Source organism: Maritalea sp., assembly GCF_047634455.1.
Lineage (GTDB): Bacteria > Pseudomonadota > Alphaproteobacteria > Rhizobiales > Devosiaceae > Maritalea.
This window is the reverse complement of sequence record NZ_JBLIAI010000007.1, coordinates 33,780-48,626: the sequence shown is the minus strand read 5'-3', so window position 1 is coordinate 48,626 and position 14,847 is coordinate 33,780. Positions and strand designations below refer to the sequence as shown.

Annotated in this window: 17 protein-coding genes; 5 read left to right on the top strand and 12 right to left on the bottom strand. The window is 50.8% G+C overall.

The genetic code is table 11. From position 1 onward, the window contains the following. Positions 1 to 47: 47 nt before the first annotated feature. Entirely contained in the window at positions 48 to 950 is a 903-nt protein-coding gene (locus ACJAZW_RS03960) for a hypothetical protein (protein ID WP_415155575.1), read from the bottom strand. Next, positions 947 to 1,339: a GntR family transcriptional regulator gene (locus ACJAZW_RS03955; protein WP_415155574.1), complete on the bottom strand. Its 393-nt coding sequence runs from the start codon at positions 1,337 to 1,339 to the stop codon at positions 947 to 949. Before ACJAZW_RS03955 ends, ACJAZW_RS03960 begins: the two co-directional genes overlap by 4 nt. A gap of 408 nt (positions 1,340 to 1,747) precedes the next feature. On the opposite strand from ACJAZW_RS03955, the gene ACJAZW_RS03950 reads away from it, so the two are divergent. Next, a complete protein-coding gene (locus ACJAZW_RS03950; protein WP_415155573.1) occupies positions 1,748 to 2,347 on the top strand; it encodes a hypothetical protein in 600 nt (199 codons plus the stop codon). Between the two features lie 260 nt (positions 2,348 to 2,607). Here the strand turns inward: ACJAZW_RS03950 and ACJAZW_RS03945 are convergent, their stop codons facing one another. The 9 genes from ACJAZW_RS03945 to ACJAZW_RS03905 all read right to left on the bottom strand — a co-directional run bounded on the left by ACJAZW_RS03945 (position 2,608) and on the right by ACJAZW_RS03905 (position 10,205). After that, positions 2,608 to 3,177 (bottom strand): hypothetical protein, encoded by a 570-nt coding sequence (locus ACJAZW_RS03945; RefSeq protein WP_415155572.1) that lies wholly within the window; start codon positions 3,175 to 3,177, stop codon positions 2,608 to 2,610. A gap of 69 nt (positions 3,178 to 3,246) precedes the next feature. Beyond that, a complete protein-coding gene (locus ACJAZW_RS03940) occupies positions 3,247 to 4,281 on the bottom strand; it encodes a TRAP transporter substrate-binding protein (RefSeq protein ID WP_415155571.1) in 1,035 nt (344 codons plus the stop codon). A 139-nt stretch (positions 4,282 to 4,420) separates the two neighbouring features. Then, a complete protein-coding gene (locus tag ACJAZW_RS03935; RefSeq protein WP_415155570.1) occupies positions 4,421 to 5,113 on the bottom strand; it encodes a D-lyxose/D-mannose family sugar isomerase in 693 nt (230 codons plus the stop codon). 9 nt (positions 5,114 to 5,122) lie between these two features. Then, complete coding sequence (locus tag ACJAZW_RS03930) at positions 5,123 to 6,088, bottom strand: carbon-nitrogen hydrolase family protein (protein WP_415155569.1); 966 nt, start codon at positions 6,086 to 6,088, stop codon at positions 5,123 to 5,125. 108 nt (positions 6,089 to 6,196) lie between these two features. Then, the gene (locus tag ACJAZW_RS03925; RefSeq protein ID WP_415155568.1) at positions 6,197 to 7,978 is read right to left on the bottom strand and encodes a SulP family inorganic anion transporter; all 1,782 of its coding nucleotides are present in this window, start codon (positions 7,976 to 7,978) and stop codon (positions 6,197 to 6,199) included. Continuing rightward, on the bottom strand, positions 7,979 to 8,338 hold the full coding sequence (locus tag ACJAZW_RS03920) for a TIGR01244 family sulfur transferase (protein WP_415155567.1): 360 nt from the start codon (positions 8,336 to 8,338) through the stop codon (positions 7,979 to 7,981). 83 nt (positions 8,339 to 8,421) lie between these two features. Beyond that, complete coding sequence (locus ACJAZW_RS03915; RefSeq protein WP_415155566.1) at positions 8,422 to 9,318, bottom strand: MBL fold metallo-hydrolase; 897 nt, start codon at positions 9,316 to 9,318, stop codon at positions 8,422 to 8,424. 15 nt (positions 9,319 to 9,333) lie between these two features. Beyond that, positions 9,334 to 9,774, bottom strand: a complete 441-nt coding sequence (locus tag ACJAZW_RS03910) for a DUF6691 family protein (protein WP_415155565.1) — start codon at positions 9,772 to 9,774, stop codon at positions 9,334 to 9,336. Positions 9,775 to 9,776: 2 nt separating this feature from the next. Continuing rightward, complete coding sequence (locus ACJAZW_RS03905) at positions 9,777 to 10,205, bottom strand: YeeE/YedE family protein (RefSeq protein ID WP_415155564.1); 429 nt, start codon at positions 10,203 to 10,205, stop codon at positions 9,777 to 9,779. An 89-nt stretch (positions 10,206 to 10,294) separates the two neighbouring features. Here ACJAZW_RS03905 and ACJAZW_RS03900 point away from each other — a divergent pair, with 89 nt between their 5' ends. From ACJAZW_RS03900 to ACJAZW_RS03885, 4 genes are all read left to right on the top strand, one after another. After that, entirely contained in the window at positions 10,295 to 10,597 is a 303-nt protein-coding gene (locus tag ACJAZW_RS03900) for an ArsR/SmtB family transcription factor (RefSeq protein WP_415155563.1), read from the top strand. A gap of 99 nt (positions 10,598 to 10,696) precedes the next feature. Then, positions 10,697 to 11,515 carry a 3-methyl-2-oxobutanoate hydroxymethyltransferase gene (gene panB / locus ACJAZW_RS03895; RefSeq protein WP_415155562.1) on the top strand — a complete coding sequence of 273 codons (819 nt, stop codon included), beginning with the start codon at positions 10,697 to 10,699 and terminating at the stop codon, positions 11,513 to 11,515. Further along, positions 11,512 to 12,363, top strand: coding sequence for a pantoate--beta-alanine ligase (panC, locus tag ACJAZW_RS03890; RefSeq protein WP_415155561.1), 852 nt, complete (start codon positions 11,512 to 11,514; stop codon positions 12,361 to 12,363). The genes panB and panC overlap by 4 nt, the downstream gene beginning before the upstream one ends. A gap of 40 nt (positions 12,364 to 12,403) precedes the next feature. Continuing rightward, positions 12,404 to 12,886, top strand: coding sequence for a methyltransferase (locus ACJAZW_RS03885; protein WP_415155560.1), 483 nt, complete (start codon positions 12,404 to 12,406; stop codon positions 12,884 to 12,886). Positions 12,887 to 12,931: 45 nt separating this feature from the next. Here ACJAZW_RS03885 and ACJAZW_RS03880 read toward each other — a convergent pair whose 3' ends face one another. After that, positions 12,932 to 14,791, bottom strand: a complete 1,860-nt coding sequence (locus ACJAZW_RS03880) for an ABC transporter ATP-binding protein (RefSeq protein ID WP_415155559.1) — start codon at positions 14,789 to 14,791, stop codon at positions 12,932 to 12,934. Positions 14,792 to 14,847 lie beyond the last annotated feature (56 nt).

The following is a 14,847-nucleotide window of genomic DNA, read 5'->3' as shown; positions in this document are numbered from 1 at the left end:
AAGCGCGGCTCGAAAGGGTCGCGCTTTTTTTGTTGAAGCATCAACAATCAGGAAGGCTGATCCGCAACATTCTTGTAGACGTCAAAATCCAATTCATCGACAGGCTGCATGTTCAGCACCAGATTGTAACCAAACAAGAGGCAAGCCTGCAGGAAAATGCTGGTCATTACCGGATCGAGTATCTCGAACCCATATCTGTCTGCTGCTATTGTCAGGATTGAAAACAGGCTAACAATTGTGCTTGAGAAAACCATGGTTTTGACCGCAGCAGACACTTGCTTGTTGTGGTCTTTTGCAGATTTGAACGGGTCCTGCTTTTTCACCAATGCAATTCTGGCGATGTAAAACACATAACCGACATTTAACAAGCTGATGATCAAAACGCTGATGTAATGGTTGGTTTGCCACGGGCCATCAAGGTTGGTGTCATAAATGAACAGGCCAAGCCAGCAAAAATAGGCAATAACGGCAGCAATGACCCAGGCGGGTGAAATGAAATCAAACAGCCGCCTTGGCGCAAGGTCAGCGGATCGTTTTGCTTTCTTAAATGCAAGCCGCATGCCTTTGGATTGTTCATACTCGCAAATACTCAGAATAATGATCGGCAACGCCTGCAACGTGAAGTAGAGCATCACGCCAACTTCGCTGCCCCCTAGTGGATGGGGTTCAAATCCAGTTGCGAACATTGCGACGAGGATTGCAAAGCCGACCAATGCGATAATGCGGTTGGCATACCGATAAACAACCCGCAGACCGCTCGAGTTCGAGAACAAGCTGCTCGCCACTTCCGGATAAAGGTTGGGATGAGTTTCCCTTGGGAAGTTTTTGCGTACAAAGTCTATGCGTTTGAGCGTTTTTGCGGGCAGATAGACTGAAACAAACAGAATTTGCGTTGCAAATACCACGTAAAAGATTGCCAGCATGAAGTTCATCGGAATGTTCTCAATCATTTGATTTCTCCCATCTTCGGGGTTTGCAAAACCTGTGAAAAGGCGATGCGGATTTCACTATCTGTGGCACCCGCGGCGCGAGATGCTTTCACTGCGTCTTCCAGCTTGGCTTGAACCAGCGCTGGCAAATCGACAGTACAATTCTTAAGGGCATCAAGATGCACAAAGGTGCCCCGATAGCCTTTGGTTTGGATGACACCATCGCGCTCTAGTAGCTTGTAGGCTTTGGCGACGGTTTTATTGTTCAAACTCAAATCGCTGGCCAATTGACGGATGGATGGCAGTGCCTGTTCCGGTACAAGCTGACCAGCTTGTACCGCTTGCTTGATCTGCCCAACCAATTGGCCAAAAAGCGGCTCTTCACTTTCTACGTCTATCGTCACTTTCATACACGACCCCTATGTACCATTCGTACTATGGGTACATCATATTAGACTGATTTGCAAGCGTGATTCTCGGGACGCAGTTGCACGCTGCGCGCAACACGTCGTCTCCCTCCCCTTGGATGGGGCGGGATTAAGGTTGGGGGCAACCTCTGCGTGACCCCAGCTCAAGGCTGGGGTGGTGCGAGCGCGACGCAACCGCCGGCAATAAGACTTGGCCGTTCTGCACTTGATGCCGGGTCCATCACACCTCCTCACCCTGAGCTTGTCGAAGGGTGGCACGCAACCACTTTGGTTCGACACGTTCAGCGTGAGGCTGCTTTCATCTCTCGTCACCCTCGTGCTCGACACGAGGGTCCATATTGAGATCAAAAACAAAATGGGTCATAATCGTGGCCCCAGCCATCCCACTAAATGAGTATCACTTTGGCATCAAAATTCTTTGGCATACTCATCACTGGTTGTTCACATTCTGGCAAGTCTTCGCTCGCCGCATCGCTTAGTTCAAAACTAGGCGTCGAGACCATTCACTCCGACGATCTCGCGCGGCATCCGGGTCGGCCATGGCCCGAACCACAGCCGGCGGTGGTTGAATTCTACAGCTCACTCTCTGCCCATACGGTTTTCTGGCTGCTTCAAGCACACTATCAGAACTTTAATTTCCTAATTGAAGATATGATAATGCAATGCGTTGCTCAGAAAACACCCTTTATTTTTGAAGGCTCTGCCATACGGCCATCCCTGCTTCAAATCAGCGCTGATCTGCCCATACGAAACATATGCCTAACTGCAGACGAGCTGACTTTGCGCGCCAGAATTCAAGCGAGTTGTAATTGGGAAAATTTGGATAATGATGCGCGAACGATAGTTGAGACGTTCACCACGCGTACCATTTCAGACAATGCCGAACTGATGCAAACGGCAAATTTCAATAACTTCGAAGTTTTTAGAACCGATGCTGGTCAGTCCATCGACAATATTGCCAACAACGTTTATCGGAGCGCTCGACATTAATTATAGCTCACCATGCGCGGGCTATCCTGCACCTGACCCCGGATCAACTAATAGCCCCCCACCCTCAGTCCCTCCCCACACGGGGGAGGGAAGCTAAGCATTGCCAAAGTAACCTGCACACCTCGCCGCCGGGCCATTTTAACCAGACTGACCCCGGGTCAAGTCCGGGGATGCCCCAGCGATTGATTCGAGCACAAGCATAAAGACTGGCCGTCCCGGACGTGATCCGGGACCAGCCGAATTGAAATGCCGTTTCGATATCACTTCTCGTAAACGACGTGTGACCAATATTTTGATCCGTTCGAAAGCACTTTTTGCCAACCCTTTCGCTTTAATTCACTGCCAAGCAATCGGTTCATAATGCCATGGCCCAAAAGAAAAGAACTGCCAGTTTGTGTTGCTGAATTTTCCAACAAAACCGCGCCTTCAGCTGCACGTTGCTTCGCCTCGGAAATTGGTTCGCCATTTTGAGAAAAGCCAACAAGCCAAGCAAGTCGAAAGGCGACACTCCATGTCAGAGCATCCAATTTGGGACGGCCCCACCGAGTGTGCGGCATTGGCGTTTCGGCAAATACGGCATTGACTTGTACGGTTTCAATAAATCCAAGCCGCTCCGCAGACGTCAATGCGCGGCGCAAGGTGCTGGTAAAATGTGATACGCACGCATTTGCCGCTGCGACGGCTTCAGGTGAGGGAAAAACGTCATCTGCAAGTTCGCTTTTTTCATAGTCAGCGAGAATACTTGCCACCTCAATCGGCGCAAATTTTTGACCACGCAACTCGTCAAGATCTAAATCGGGACGGCCATGACGCATAAGGATGATTTTCATAACATCAAAAAGGGAGCACCAAACTGGCACTCCCTAACCAATTCACGTTGTTTGCACGCAGACTATGCGTTATTGCGCGTATTTTGCAATCGCGGCCTGCGCTTTTTCCAACAAGTCAGCACCATCAATTCCAGCGCCGTTTGCTTCATCCACCCAGCGGTCGATCACTGGTTTCAAAGCTGTTTCAAACGCGTCGGTTTGCGCTTGGTCGAGCATGATGTGGGTGTTGCCAGCCTCAACTGCCATGGCGATGCCTTTGTCGTCTGTTTCGGTCCAGACTTGACCGAGTTTGGTCAGCCATTCGGTACCGGAAGCGTCCAGAAATGCTTGTTTAATGTCGTCAGGCAATCCATTCCAACGCTCACCATTCATCGACATTTGGAACACCAAAGTACCAAAGCGCGTTTTGTTGGCACCTTCAATTTGGTATTGTGTTTGTTGCTGTAATTTCAACGCCGGGATAATTTCCCACGGCACAAACGCCGCGTCCACGGCTTTGGTGGCCAAAGCCTGTGGCAAGGCAGGCACGGGCATCGCAGCAGCCGAAGCGCCAAGCGCCTCAATTGTCCACGCGCCAGTGCGCGATGGGGTGCGGATTTTAAGGCCCGCCACATCGGCTGGTTCGTATACTGGTGTATCCACTGTGTGCAAACCGTTGCCGCCATGCACATGCAAGAACATCACTTCAAGGCCTTTATATTCCTCACGCAATTCAGCGTCGAACAATTCGGCCATTGCCAAGTTAGTTGCACCGGGATTGTTGGTGTGCACGAACGGCAATTCAAACACTTCAGTGCGTGGGAAAACGCCCGGTGTATATCCGTTCACCGTCCAGACAATGTCCACAACGCCATCGCGGGCTTGGCCCACAAGTTCTGGCGGGCGCCCCCCCAAAGACATAGAAGGAAAGATTTCGATTTTCACGCGACCATTCGAGGCTGCTTCAACTGCTTTCACCCAAGGCTCAATCGTCTCGGTTTGCGACGGTGATGTTGCGCCCAAAAAGTGGTGCAGCTTAAAGTTAAATTCAGCCGCAAGCGCCGATGCCGCTGACAATATAGAAATGCCAGACGCAACGAGGAGGGCTTTTATTGGAAATTTCATTTGTGATCCTGTCCGGCCTCAACCTTTGGTGAGACAATTTGAGGGATTAGGGGGCAGCCCCCTAGATTGCGCGCACATTGGAAAATTTCCGACGAACGCGCAACAGGAAAGTTATAAAAACTCCGAAAGTTGTAACAGGTTAGCTTTTGGCGAAGAATTTATCATAGTCGCTGACCAGCAGATAAAGCGGGTCTTGATCTTCCTCAATGGTCGAAAAACGCCCGATAGGATCGCGGAAAACATTGTCGGTTTTATCGTCGTTGACGGTGGAAACTTCGCCGATCAATACGTCTGCACCCTCACCCCAGAACGCATGCCAAACGCCGGGCATCAATGTCACGCTTTCCCCCGGATCAAGCCGCAAAATACCGCCGGCTGGCAATGTGCGTTTTATGCCATCGACTGGCACAGTCACGTCGGATTTCTGGTCGATTGTGCCATCCTCTGCGGGCGCGAAAAGCTCGAGCGTCAAGGTGCCACCACCCCGGTTGATGATGTCCTCAGCCTTCACATTATGGCGGTGCATCGGCGAGATTTGGTCTTGGCGCGAGATCATGATTTTTTCCGCGTACAGCATGCCTGTGCCCTTGGTCAAGTCAGCTTCATTGCCGTTGCGGGTGGTGAACAAAAACAGGCCCAACTCGTCAAATTTACCTTGGCCATAATCGGTAATATCCCAGCCCATACCGGCGTTGATCAGACCTTGCATATCGTTGGCACGGTCCTTCATCTGGCCCGGCGTCCAATAGGCAAATGGGGGCATAATATAGCCGAACGAACGAATAAACTCATCACCCTGACGGATGATGTCATTGATTTGAGAGCGTTTCATCTTGTGATCCTAGTTCTTGTCGCCATCATCAAATATGGCCGTGGATTGGCGTCGTCGATTGACGTTCAGTTGTGTGACATCGGGGCGCGAATAGTGGCCTACAATATCCAGATTCTGGCGTTCTTCGCGCACTCGAGCATGATCGAGTTCGACCACAAACAAGCCTTCTTCGCCCACTTGTGGCTCCAATATCCATTTGCCGTCTGGTCCGGCAACAGCCGAGCCACCATTGGCAAAATGGCTTGGTGCATTGGTTGTCAGCTCATCATAAAATTGCGTGTCAGTTGGAATATCCTGCGGGCGCATCAGGCCCGAAACAGACACAACGAACGAGCGGCTTTCAAGGGCGATAAACCGCGTGATGTCTTGTGTATTGTGTGCGCCGCCGGGCCAAACAGCGACCCGCAAATCTTCGCCTTGCGCATAAAGCGCGGCGCGCGCCAAGGGCAGCCAGTTTTCATAGCAGTTCAAGCCGCCGACTTGGAATTCTCCGAGTTTATGGACTTGCAATCCATTGCCATCGCCCTGCGCCCAAACAAGGCGTTCTTCATAGGTGGGTTGCAGTTTACGGTGCACGGAGATCACTTTGCCGCTGCGATCAATATAGACAAGCGAGCAGTAAAGACTGTGGCCACCTCGATCGGGTGCACGTTCCATGATCCCAATATAGGCGGCCATATTGTTTTGCGCACAGACTTTGCACAATTCATCCAAATCGCCGCGCTCAACGACGACGCCTTGATCAAGGTAATGCGCATACATTTGCTTTTGGGCGGGCGAATTAAAGCGAGCGCCGTCGGTTAATTCCACCCAAAATGGATAGCCAGGCACCAGCGCTTCACCGAAGGTGACAAGATCGGCGCCCTTTGTGGCCGCATCAACAGCGTATTGAACAACTTTTTGAATGGTTTTTTTGCGGTTCAGCCAAACCGGCGCGATCTGCGCCAATCCGACTTTCAAGTGATCCTGAGCCATAAAACTTCCCGCAATTCTGAAGGCATACGACCTTCGTATAATGTTATCGGGATAATTGGGATTTTTACTGAGATGTCAAACGCTGTTGTGCTGAAAACCGAACGCCCGTTACAACTTGTTACCATTTGCAAGCGTGGTTTGCTTACACGTTTGTGGCGCAACCGCGCAAATCGCTTGATATTGGCTGAGGAAAATTTGGCCCGTCAAATGTTGAATAAAATCGGTGCGTTTGAGCTTATCCATGACGGGGCCTTTGATTTCAGAGAAGTGCAGTTTCACACCCAGCGAATCCAAACGTTCGTTAATTGCTTCAAGGCTTTCGAGGGCGGATGTATCAATCTCGTTGATCGCGGGGCACATCAAAATCACATGCTTAAGTTCTGGGCGATCCGCCACCAGATCATAAACACGATCTTCGAGAAAACGGGCATTGGCGAAATACAGACTTTCATCAACGCGCAACGACAACACATCTGGGATGGTTTTCACATCGTGGCGGTCAACATTGCGGAAATGCTCGGTGCCTTCCACCAAACCAACAATGGCCGCATGGGGGCGCGACGTTTTGTAAAGATGCACCGCAACAGAAACCAAAACGCCAGTTGTAACGCCCAACTCTACACCGAACAAAAGGGTGACCAGCATGGTGCTCACCACAGCCGTAAAGTCGGCTTTCGAATAGATCCAAGTGCGCTTGAGGATTGAGAAGTCGACCAACGTCATCACAGCAACAATGATGGTTGCGGCAAGTGTGGCCTTTGGCAGAAAGAACAACAAAGGCGTCAGGAATACCGTCGCTAAGGCAATACCAATGGCGGTGTAGGCACCCGCAGCGGGCGTTTCAGCTCCGGCGTCAAAGTTAACCACTGAGCGCGCGAAGCCGCCCGTAACAGGGTAACCACCGCCAAAAGCCGAAGCGACATTGGACGCACCAAGGGCGATCAATTCTTGGTTTGGCTCTATCCGTTGCCGACGTTTGGCAGCCAGTGTTTGCGCAACTGAAACAGATTCAACAAACCCAATAATGGAAATCAGCGCGGCTGAACCCGCCAACGAGATCACCAGTTCAAGATCAAGCTTTGGCACTTGCAAGCCCGGCAAACCTTGCGGCACCTCACCAACCAAAGCGACCCCTTGCCCGCCAAGATCAAAACCAAAGGCGACCAGCGTCGTGATAGCAACTGCGAATACAGGTCCGGTTTTGGCCAATATGTCCGCCAAGCGCGCATTAAGTCCAAGATATAAAAGCCAAGGTTTTAAGCCCTTGCGCACCCAGAACAAAAAGCCTGTAGCAGCAATGCCAATGGTCAAAGTGACAGGATTTATTTGATTGAGATGCGAAACAATCGAGTTGACCAATTCGAGCAAGTTATGGCCCTGGGCGTCAATGCCCAGAATATGTTTGAGCTGACTAGTGGCGATGATGATGCCCGATGCTGTAATGAAGCCCGAAATGACCGGATGGGACAGGAAATTGGCCATAAAGCCAAGCCGCAGCAGGCCCATCACAAGCAGCATCAGCCCAGAAATCAATGCCAAAGCCATCGCGGCGAAAATGTACTCTTCGGTGCCTTGCAATGCGAGCTTACCAACGGCGGCGGCGGTCATAAGGGAGATCACCGCCACCGGTCCCACAGCGAGCGCACGACTGGAACCGAACAACGCATATGCAACAAGGGGCAAAATGGATGCGTACAGTCCCATTTGTGGGGGCAAGCCGGCAAGCAAAGCATAGGCCAAGGATTGCGGGATCAGCATGATGGTGACAATGATCGCCGCCACCAAATCACTGGTCAGCGTTTCGCCATTATATCGGCTTCCCCAATCAAAAATGGGTAGTTTTTTCAGCCTATTTATAATCTGCGACACGAACTGATCCCGACTGGCCATTTATTTGCTCATTGGCGCATGCGTGGCGGTGGCTTTTTGGCTTAATTCCCAAAGCGATTGAGCACGCATGCCTGAACGACAATAGCCCAGAATTGGTTTTTGCAATTTTGCGTAACCGGAGCCGAATTTTGTGACATCACCGGCTGATGCCTGGCCCGGGCGAATGGGAACATGCAACATTTTTATGTTCAGGGATTTGGCCTCTTTTGCGAGATCGGCGAACCGTGGTTGATTGCCTTCTTCATCATCTGGGCGAGCGCAGATGATCGATTTGATCCCCTGTTCTGCTAAATCTGTCAGGTCAGAGAAGCCAACTTGACCGGAAATATAGAAGTCGTCTGTGATTCTTTTAACGTTCATTTTGGATGAAACCTCTAGCTGCTTGGCAAGCGCTTTGAAAGGCGCGGCCAAGAAATTGAAAATCGAATTTTGGGATTGCATAATTACAACTTATTGACTGGGACTTTGAAAAATACATCGCCTTTGGCATCCGCTGGCGGCATTCTTCCTGCCCGCATATTGACCTGAAGCGATGGGATGATGAGTTTTGGCATATCTAGCGTGGCGTCACGATCTTCACGCAATTTTACGAAATCGTCTTCGGAAATGCCGTCCTTGACATGAATATTGTATTCGCGCTCTTCAGCAACCGACGTTTCCCACTGAATATCGCGGCCGTTCGGACCATAGTCGTGACACATAAAAAGCCGGGTCTCATCCGGCAATTGCAACACGCGCTTTACGGATCGATAAAGCGTGCGGGCATCGCCACCCGGGAAGTCTGCGCGGGCAGAACCACCATCAGGCATAAACAATGTGTCACCCACAAAAGCGGCGTTGCCTATAGTATGCGTCATGCAAGCCGGTGTGTGACCCGGTGTGTGCATAATATTGGCGGTAAGGTTGCCGATTTGGTAGCTATCGCCATCGGTAAAGAGCTGATCGAACTGCGAGCCGTCACGTTGGAACTCCGTGCCCTCGTTGAACACTTTGCCAAAGACGTCTTGCACAATGGTGATATTTTCACCAATGCCCAGTTTGCCGCCCAATTTGCCTTGGATATAAGGAGCTCCAGACAAATGGTCAGCGTGAACATGGGTTTCGATCAGCCACTCCAGTTCAAGTTCATTGTCCTTAATGAACTCGATGATTTGATCGGCCCCCCCATAGGAAATCCGACCGGCGGCGTAGTCGATATCCATGACGGAATCGATCACGGCGCACTTGTTGCTGGCTGGATCTTGCACCACATAAGAAATTGTGTTGGTCGGCTCGTCAAAGAATGCTGTGACGATCGGCTCAACATTGAGTTGCGGTGTAAATGGTAGTGGCTCAATCATAAATCGTTCCTTTCGTTAATTGTGTGTTTTTGTGGTCTTGAAGGCGTCTTTGCTGCGCAAGAACTTCGCCAATGTGATGCCGGCGCCCATGGACACAACGAATATGAGCGGGTCTGGAATCATCAAGCCCAGTGCTGGGATAGCGCCGCCTGGACAAAAGCCAGTGATCCCCCAACCAATACCGAAGGTTGCTGAACCAAGGATCAGCGGCATGTCGATCTGTTTTGCTGCGGGCAGTGAGAACACATCCTCAAAAACTGGATGTGGACGCTTGAGAACAAAGATATAGCCGACTGCTGTAACCGCAAGCGCTGAAACCATGACCAGCAAAAGGCTCGCATCAAATGTGCCCGCAATATCGAAGAAATTGAGCACTTTGGCTGGGTTGGCCATGCCGCCCACGGTAATGCCGGTTCCAAAAATGAGGCCGATAATAAAAGTTGAGATCAATTTCATTATTAGATCCCTCCTAGTATATGGCGAACTACATAGACGGTGATAAATGTGAACAGCATAAATACAGCAGTTGCCACCATTGATCGCGACGAAAGCCGCGCCATGCCACATACGCCGTGACCTGATGTGCATCCAGACCCATAATTGACACCCACGCCAACGATGAAGCCACCGATAATTACAGCGCCCAATGACACTGGGTTGTCAAATGGCACGGGTGCGCCCGTGAAAATTGAAACGGCTAATGGACCTGCAATTGCGCCGAGCAAAAAAGTCGCGCGCCAAGCCCAATCGGCCTGTGTTGGTGGTAAGATGCCTGCCAAAATGCCCGTCATGCCCGCGATGCGGCCATGAAAAGCCATAAGCAATACTGAAGCCAGCCCGATCAGACTGCCGCCCAAAATTGATTCGAACGGTGTGAATTCCGTCATACTCCTATTTACCCCGCTTAATAGTTTGCCTAAAAAGGCTCTAAATCATCCCTTGCATTTCTATATGCGCATATACTAATGTAGTCAACATGAACATTGAAGAACTTGAAAAAAACGCTGATCAAGCTGCTGAACTATTAGGTGCGATGGCAAATGCAAAACGCCTTTCGATCTTATGCAATCTTGTTGGCTGCGAAAAGCCTGTAACCGAACTTGTGGAACTGGTTGGTCTTAGCCAACCTGCCCTTAGCCAGCATTTGGGGAAACTACGCGCATTGCGGCTAGTGACCACAAGGCGGGAAGGCAATGTAATTCACTATTCGCTCGCCTCGGCTGATGTTGAATCCGTGTTAGAAACATTGCATGGCATATATTGTGCACCCAAAGACTAAACTGCGTTTATTGATTTATTTCCCGATCCGCTCTATTTAGGCGGTTGGCTCGGTGTGGGGTTGAGCCCTTGTTTGTTTCAGGTCAGTCGGGAAACCCATATGAGTGTATCAACCAACAAAAAACCCATGAATGCCAAAAAGATCATGGAAATGAAGGGCAAAGCGCCCATCGTTTGTTTGGCAGCCTACACAACACCCATCGCCAAAATAGCAGACCAACATTGCGACCTGATTTTGGTCGGCGACAGTGTCGGGATGGTGTTGCATGGCTTGCCTTCCACCCAAGGCGTAAGTGTTGAGATGATGGTGATGCACGGCCAAGCCGTGCGACGCGGTGCGGACCATGCGCTCGTGGTGGTCGACATGCCGTTCGGCAGTTACGAATCAAGCCCTGAACAGGCGTTTGAAACTGCCGCTTACATTATGAAAGAAACCGACTGTACCGCGATCAAGCTTGAGGGCGGCGCGCATATGGCACAGACCATTGATTTTTTGACCTCGCGTGGCATTCCGGTGATGGCACATGTTGGCCTTACACCTCAGTCTGTTAAAGGCATCGGCGGCTATGCCGTGCAGGGGCGCGGTGAAGATCATCAGCGTGTGTTGGATGATGCAAAGGCTGTGCAAGATGCCGGTGCGTTTTGTGTCGTTTTGGAAATGGTGACAGAAGAGTTGGCGAACGCAGCCACCGCCCTGTTGGACATACCCACCATTGGCATTGGCGCATCAAACCAATGCGACGGACAAGTTCTGGTGGTCGATGATATGCTCGGCATGTTCCAAGACTTCAAACCCAAATTTGTGAAACGGTTCGCGGAACTAGGTATTGATGCACAGGCTGCGATCCAGACCTATGCCAAAGACGTGCGCTCACGCGCCTTCCCTGGTGCTGACCATGTCTATGCGGATAAGAAATGAAGCCCGTGATTGTTCGCACGATTGATGAGCTGCGCGAGCGCGTTCGCGGCCTGCGCAAACAAGGACATACAGTTGGGCTTGTACCCACAATGGGTGCGTTGCATGCCGGGCATTTAAGCCTTGTTCAGGCTGCTAAAGCGGATGGACACAAGGTGATTGTGTCGATTTTCGTAAATCCGACGCAGTTTAACGATCCCAAGGATTTGGACAAATACCCGCGCGATGAAGCGGCGGACGTGGCTTTGCTGGCGCCGTTGGGTGTGGACATTGTTTGGGCGCCGGACGTTGACGAGATGTATGCGGATGGGTTTTCGACCACAGTGAGCGTAAGCGGCGTCAGCGAAGGGCTTTGCGGCGCGACACGGCCCGGACATTTTGATGGCGTTGCGACAGTTGTTACAAAACTGCTGTTGCAGGCTCAGGCAGATGCTGCCTATTTTGGACAAAAAGATTTCCAACAGTTGGCCGTGATCAATCGGTTTGTTACTGACCTCAACATTCCAGTTGAGATTGTTGGTTGCCCGATTTTGCGTGAAGACGACGGTTTGGCGATGTCATCGCGCAATGTAAGGCTTAGCGAAACAGGCCGTAAAACTGCACCTGCGCTATTTCTAGCACTTAGCAAAGCCGCTGAAGACATTGAATCAGGGAATGACGTGACTAGGGTGCTGGCACATGCTTCCAAGAGCTTGCTGGAGGCAGGTTTTACCTCGATTGATTATTTGGAATTGCGTGCTAGCGATAACCTTTCACCAATGGCGCAATTCGATCGCCCTGCCCGGCTTTTTGCAGCAGCGTTTCTTGGTGACGTACGACTGATTGACAATGTGGTGGTGAAGGGCCGATAGTTTCATCCCAGTTGCCCATAGTGGGCACAGGAGGGATGAGATGAGTGAACATACACGCGACAATCCCAATGTAGTCATTTTTCCACCACTAATCCTATTGATCGGGTTTGGGTTGGCTATTCTGCTCGAATGGCTCTTGCCAATCACCTTTCTCGCGCCGGTTTTCCAATCGAAATTCCAAACTGGCTTCAGCGCTATTCTGGCGCTTACGGGCATCTCCGTCGCCATTTTGGGGGTGATGGAATTGCGCAAACACGGCACCAATGTTGAACCGCACAAGCCTGCGCTGTTTCTTGTGCATTCAGGCGTTTACGCACTGACCCGCAACCCAATTTATGTGGGTATGGTGACCTTCTTTTTGGGGGTTAGCGTGTTTTGGAACCTTGAGTGGGGCGTGATTTTAACGCTGCCCGTGATCCTTACCTTGCACTATGGCGTTATCAAACGTGAAGAAGCTTATCTGGGCAACAAATTTGGTGCCGCCTATTTGTTGTTTCGCAAAAACACCCGCCGCTGGCTATAGTTCGGCCATCAGCGCGAGATTGTTCGTGCGCCGATGGCATTTGACCTAGGCAATCAGTTCTTCTTCCTCAACCGGATTGATGAAACCGCCGGACTGACGTTTCCACAATTGCGCATAAACGCCGTTTCTTTTGAGCAATTGATCGTGCGAACCATCCTCAATGATTTTGCCCTGATCCATGACGATCAATCGATCCATTTCTGCGATGGTGGACAAGCGGTGCGCAATGGCGATCACGGTCTTGTTCTGCATCAAGTGATGGAATTGCTCTTGGATCGCGGCTTCCACCTCACTATCGAGCGCTGAGGTCGCTTCATCCAAGATCAGGATGGGCGCGTCTTTGAGCAACACCCGCGCGATGGCCACTCGCTGGCGTTGACCACCGGAAAGCTTCACGCCGCGTTCGCCCACATGCGCGTCATAACCCTGACGCCCTTTGGGGTCGGTCAGCTCTTGAATGAAGTCATGTGCCTCTGCCTGTTTGGCCGCGGCAATCATCATTTCTTCGCTGGCATCAGGCCGACCATAAAGAAGGTTTTCGCGCACAGAACGGTGCAACAGCGACGTATCCTGCGTGACCATGGCGAGATTTTCACGCAGGCTATCTTGGGTGACGCTGGCAATGTCGTTGCCATCGATTGTGATAGCGCCTTTTTCCACATCGTAAAACCGCAGCAAGATGTTCACGAGCGTGGATTTGCCCGCACCTGACCGGCCGACCAGTCCAACTTTTTGCCCTGCTGGAATGTCAAGATTTAGCCCCTCAATAATGCCTTTTTCGCTGCCATAGTTGAACGTCACATCGTTGAACTTGATGTTGCCTCTAACCTGAGGAATTGGCTTAGCGTTCTTTTTATCCGCAACAAGACGCGGCAAAGAAATGGAGTTGATGCCATCTTGCACGGTGCCTATATTTTCAAACAGCGCCGACATTTCCCACATCACCCAATAGGACATGCCCCATATCCGCAAAATGATGCCAAGCGCAACGGCAACAGGGCCGGGTTGGACCTGGCCATCCAGCCAAAGCGTGATGCCTATCCAAGCGACGACGAACAGCAGCACCGAGTTCATGCACACGATGGAAATGTCAAGCGTGGCGCTCAGCCGCATTTGCCGATGCACCGTACTTAAGAACCCGTCCATGCTTTCTTTGGCATAGGCTTCTTCACGATTGGAGTGCGAGAAGAGTTTTACTGTGGCGATGTTGGTGTAGCTATCGACAATTCGACCGGTCATTAGCGAACGCGCGTCGGCTTGTTCGGCGGAGATTTTGCGCATGCGTGGCACGAAAAATCGCATCAATGCGACATAGGCCGCAAACCAGATTAAAAATGGCACCATCAAACGCCAATCGGCGGTTAAAGTGACGACCAAAATGCCTAAGAAATAGGTGACAACATAAACAAGAATGTCGAGAATCTTCATCACCGTTTCACGTACGGCGAGCGCCGTTTGCATCAATTTGGTGGCGATCCGACCCGCGAATTCGTCCTGGAAATATGTCATTGATTGGCGGATCAAATAGCCATGCACATCCCAGCGGATACGCATGGGAAAGTTACCAAGCAAGGTTTGGTGCATAATCAACGAGCCAACAATCGAGATTATCGGTTTGGCCACCAAAATGACCAGCCCCATGAACAAAAGGCTTGTCCACTGTTCTGCAATAAAAGTCTTTGGGTCCGAGTTTGACAACCAATTGACGACGTTACCCAGAAAGCCGAACAACAGCACTTCGGTAATGGCAATCAGCGCAGAAACAATGGCCAACCCAATAAGCCAGATTTCCATGCCCTTTGTGTAATGGCGACAAAATGCGTAAAGCGTTTTTGGCGGGCGTTTTGGCTCGTCCTTGGGATAGGGGTCTATTTGGCCCTCGAACCAATCAAAAATCTTGCTCATTGTGATGATCTCTTATTAAATAAGTTTTTTCTTACTTTATATGATGTCAGCCGATT

Coding starts and splice junctions, on each gene's coding strand:
- ACJAZW_RS03945 (WP_415155572.1), bottom strand. CDS start 3,177: ATGAAAATCATCCTTATGCGTCATGGCCGTCCCGATTTAGATCTTGAC.
- ACJAZW_RS03915 (WP_415155566.1), bottom strand. CDS start 9,318: ATGATTGAGCCACTACCATTTACACCGCAACTCAATGTTGAGCCGATC.
- ACJAZW_RS03960 (WP_415155575.1), bottom strand. CDS start 950: ATGATTGAGAACATTCCGATGAACTTCATGCTGGCAATCTTTTACGTG.
- ACJAZW_RS03905 (WP_415155564.1), bottom strand. CDS start 10,205: ATGACGGAATTCACACCGTTCGAATCAATTTTGGGCGGCAGTCTGATC.
- panC (WP_415155561.1), top strand. CDS start 11,512: ATGAAGCCCGTGATTGTTCGCACGATTGATGAGCTGCGCGAGCGCGTT.
- panB (WP_415155562.1), top strand. CDS start 10,697: ATGAGTGTATCAACCAACAAAAAACCCATGAATGCCAAAAAGATCATG.
- ACJAZW_RS03920 (WP_415155567.1), bottom strand. CDS start 8,338: ATGAACGTTAAAAGAATCACAGACGACTTCTATATTTCCGGTCAAGTT.
- ACJAZW_RS03955 (WP_415155574.1), bottom strand. CDS start 1,339: ATGAAAGTGACGATAGACGTAGAAAGTGAAGAGCCGCTTTTTGGCCAA.
- ACJAZW_RS03900 (WP_415155563.1), top strand. CDS start 10,295: ATGAACATTGAAGAACTTGAAAAAAACGCTGATCAAGCTGCTGAACTA.
- ACJAZW_RS03930 (WP_415155569.1), bottom strand. CDS start 6,088: ATGGCTCAGGATCACTTGAAAGTCGGATTGGCGCAGATCGCGCCGGTT.
- ACJAZW_RS03885 (WP_415155560.1), top strand. CDS start 12,404: ATGAGTGAACATACACGCGACAATCCCAATGTAGTCATTTTTCCACCA.
- ACJAZW_RS03880 (WP_415155559.1), bottom strand. CDS start 14,791: ATGAGCAAGATTTTTGATTGGTTCGAGGGCCAAATAGACCCCTATCCC.
- ACJAZW_RS03940 (WP_415155571.1), bottom strand. CDS start 4,281: ATGAAATTTCCAATAAAAGCCCTCCTCGTTGCGTCTGGCATTTCTATA.
- ACJAZW_RS03910 (WP_415155565.1), bottom strand. CDS start 9,774: ATGAAATTGATCTCAACTTTTATTATCGGCCTCATTTTTGGAACCGGC.
- ACJAZW_RS03950 (WP_415155573.1), top strand. CDS start 1,748: ATGAGTATCACTTTGGCATCAAAATTCTTTGGCATACTCATCACTGGT.
- ACJAZW_RS03935 (WP_415155570.1), bottom strand. CDS start 5,113: ATGAAACGCTCTCAAATCAATGACATCATCCGTCAGGGTGATGAGTTT.
- ACJAZW_RS03925 (WP_415155568.1), bottom strand. CDS start 7,978: ATGGCCAGTCGGGATCAGTTCGTGTCGCAGATTATAAATAGGCTGAAA.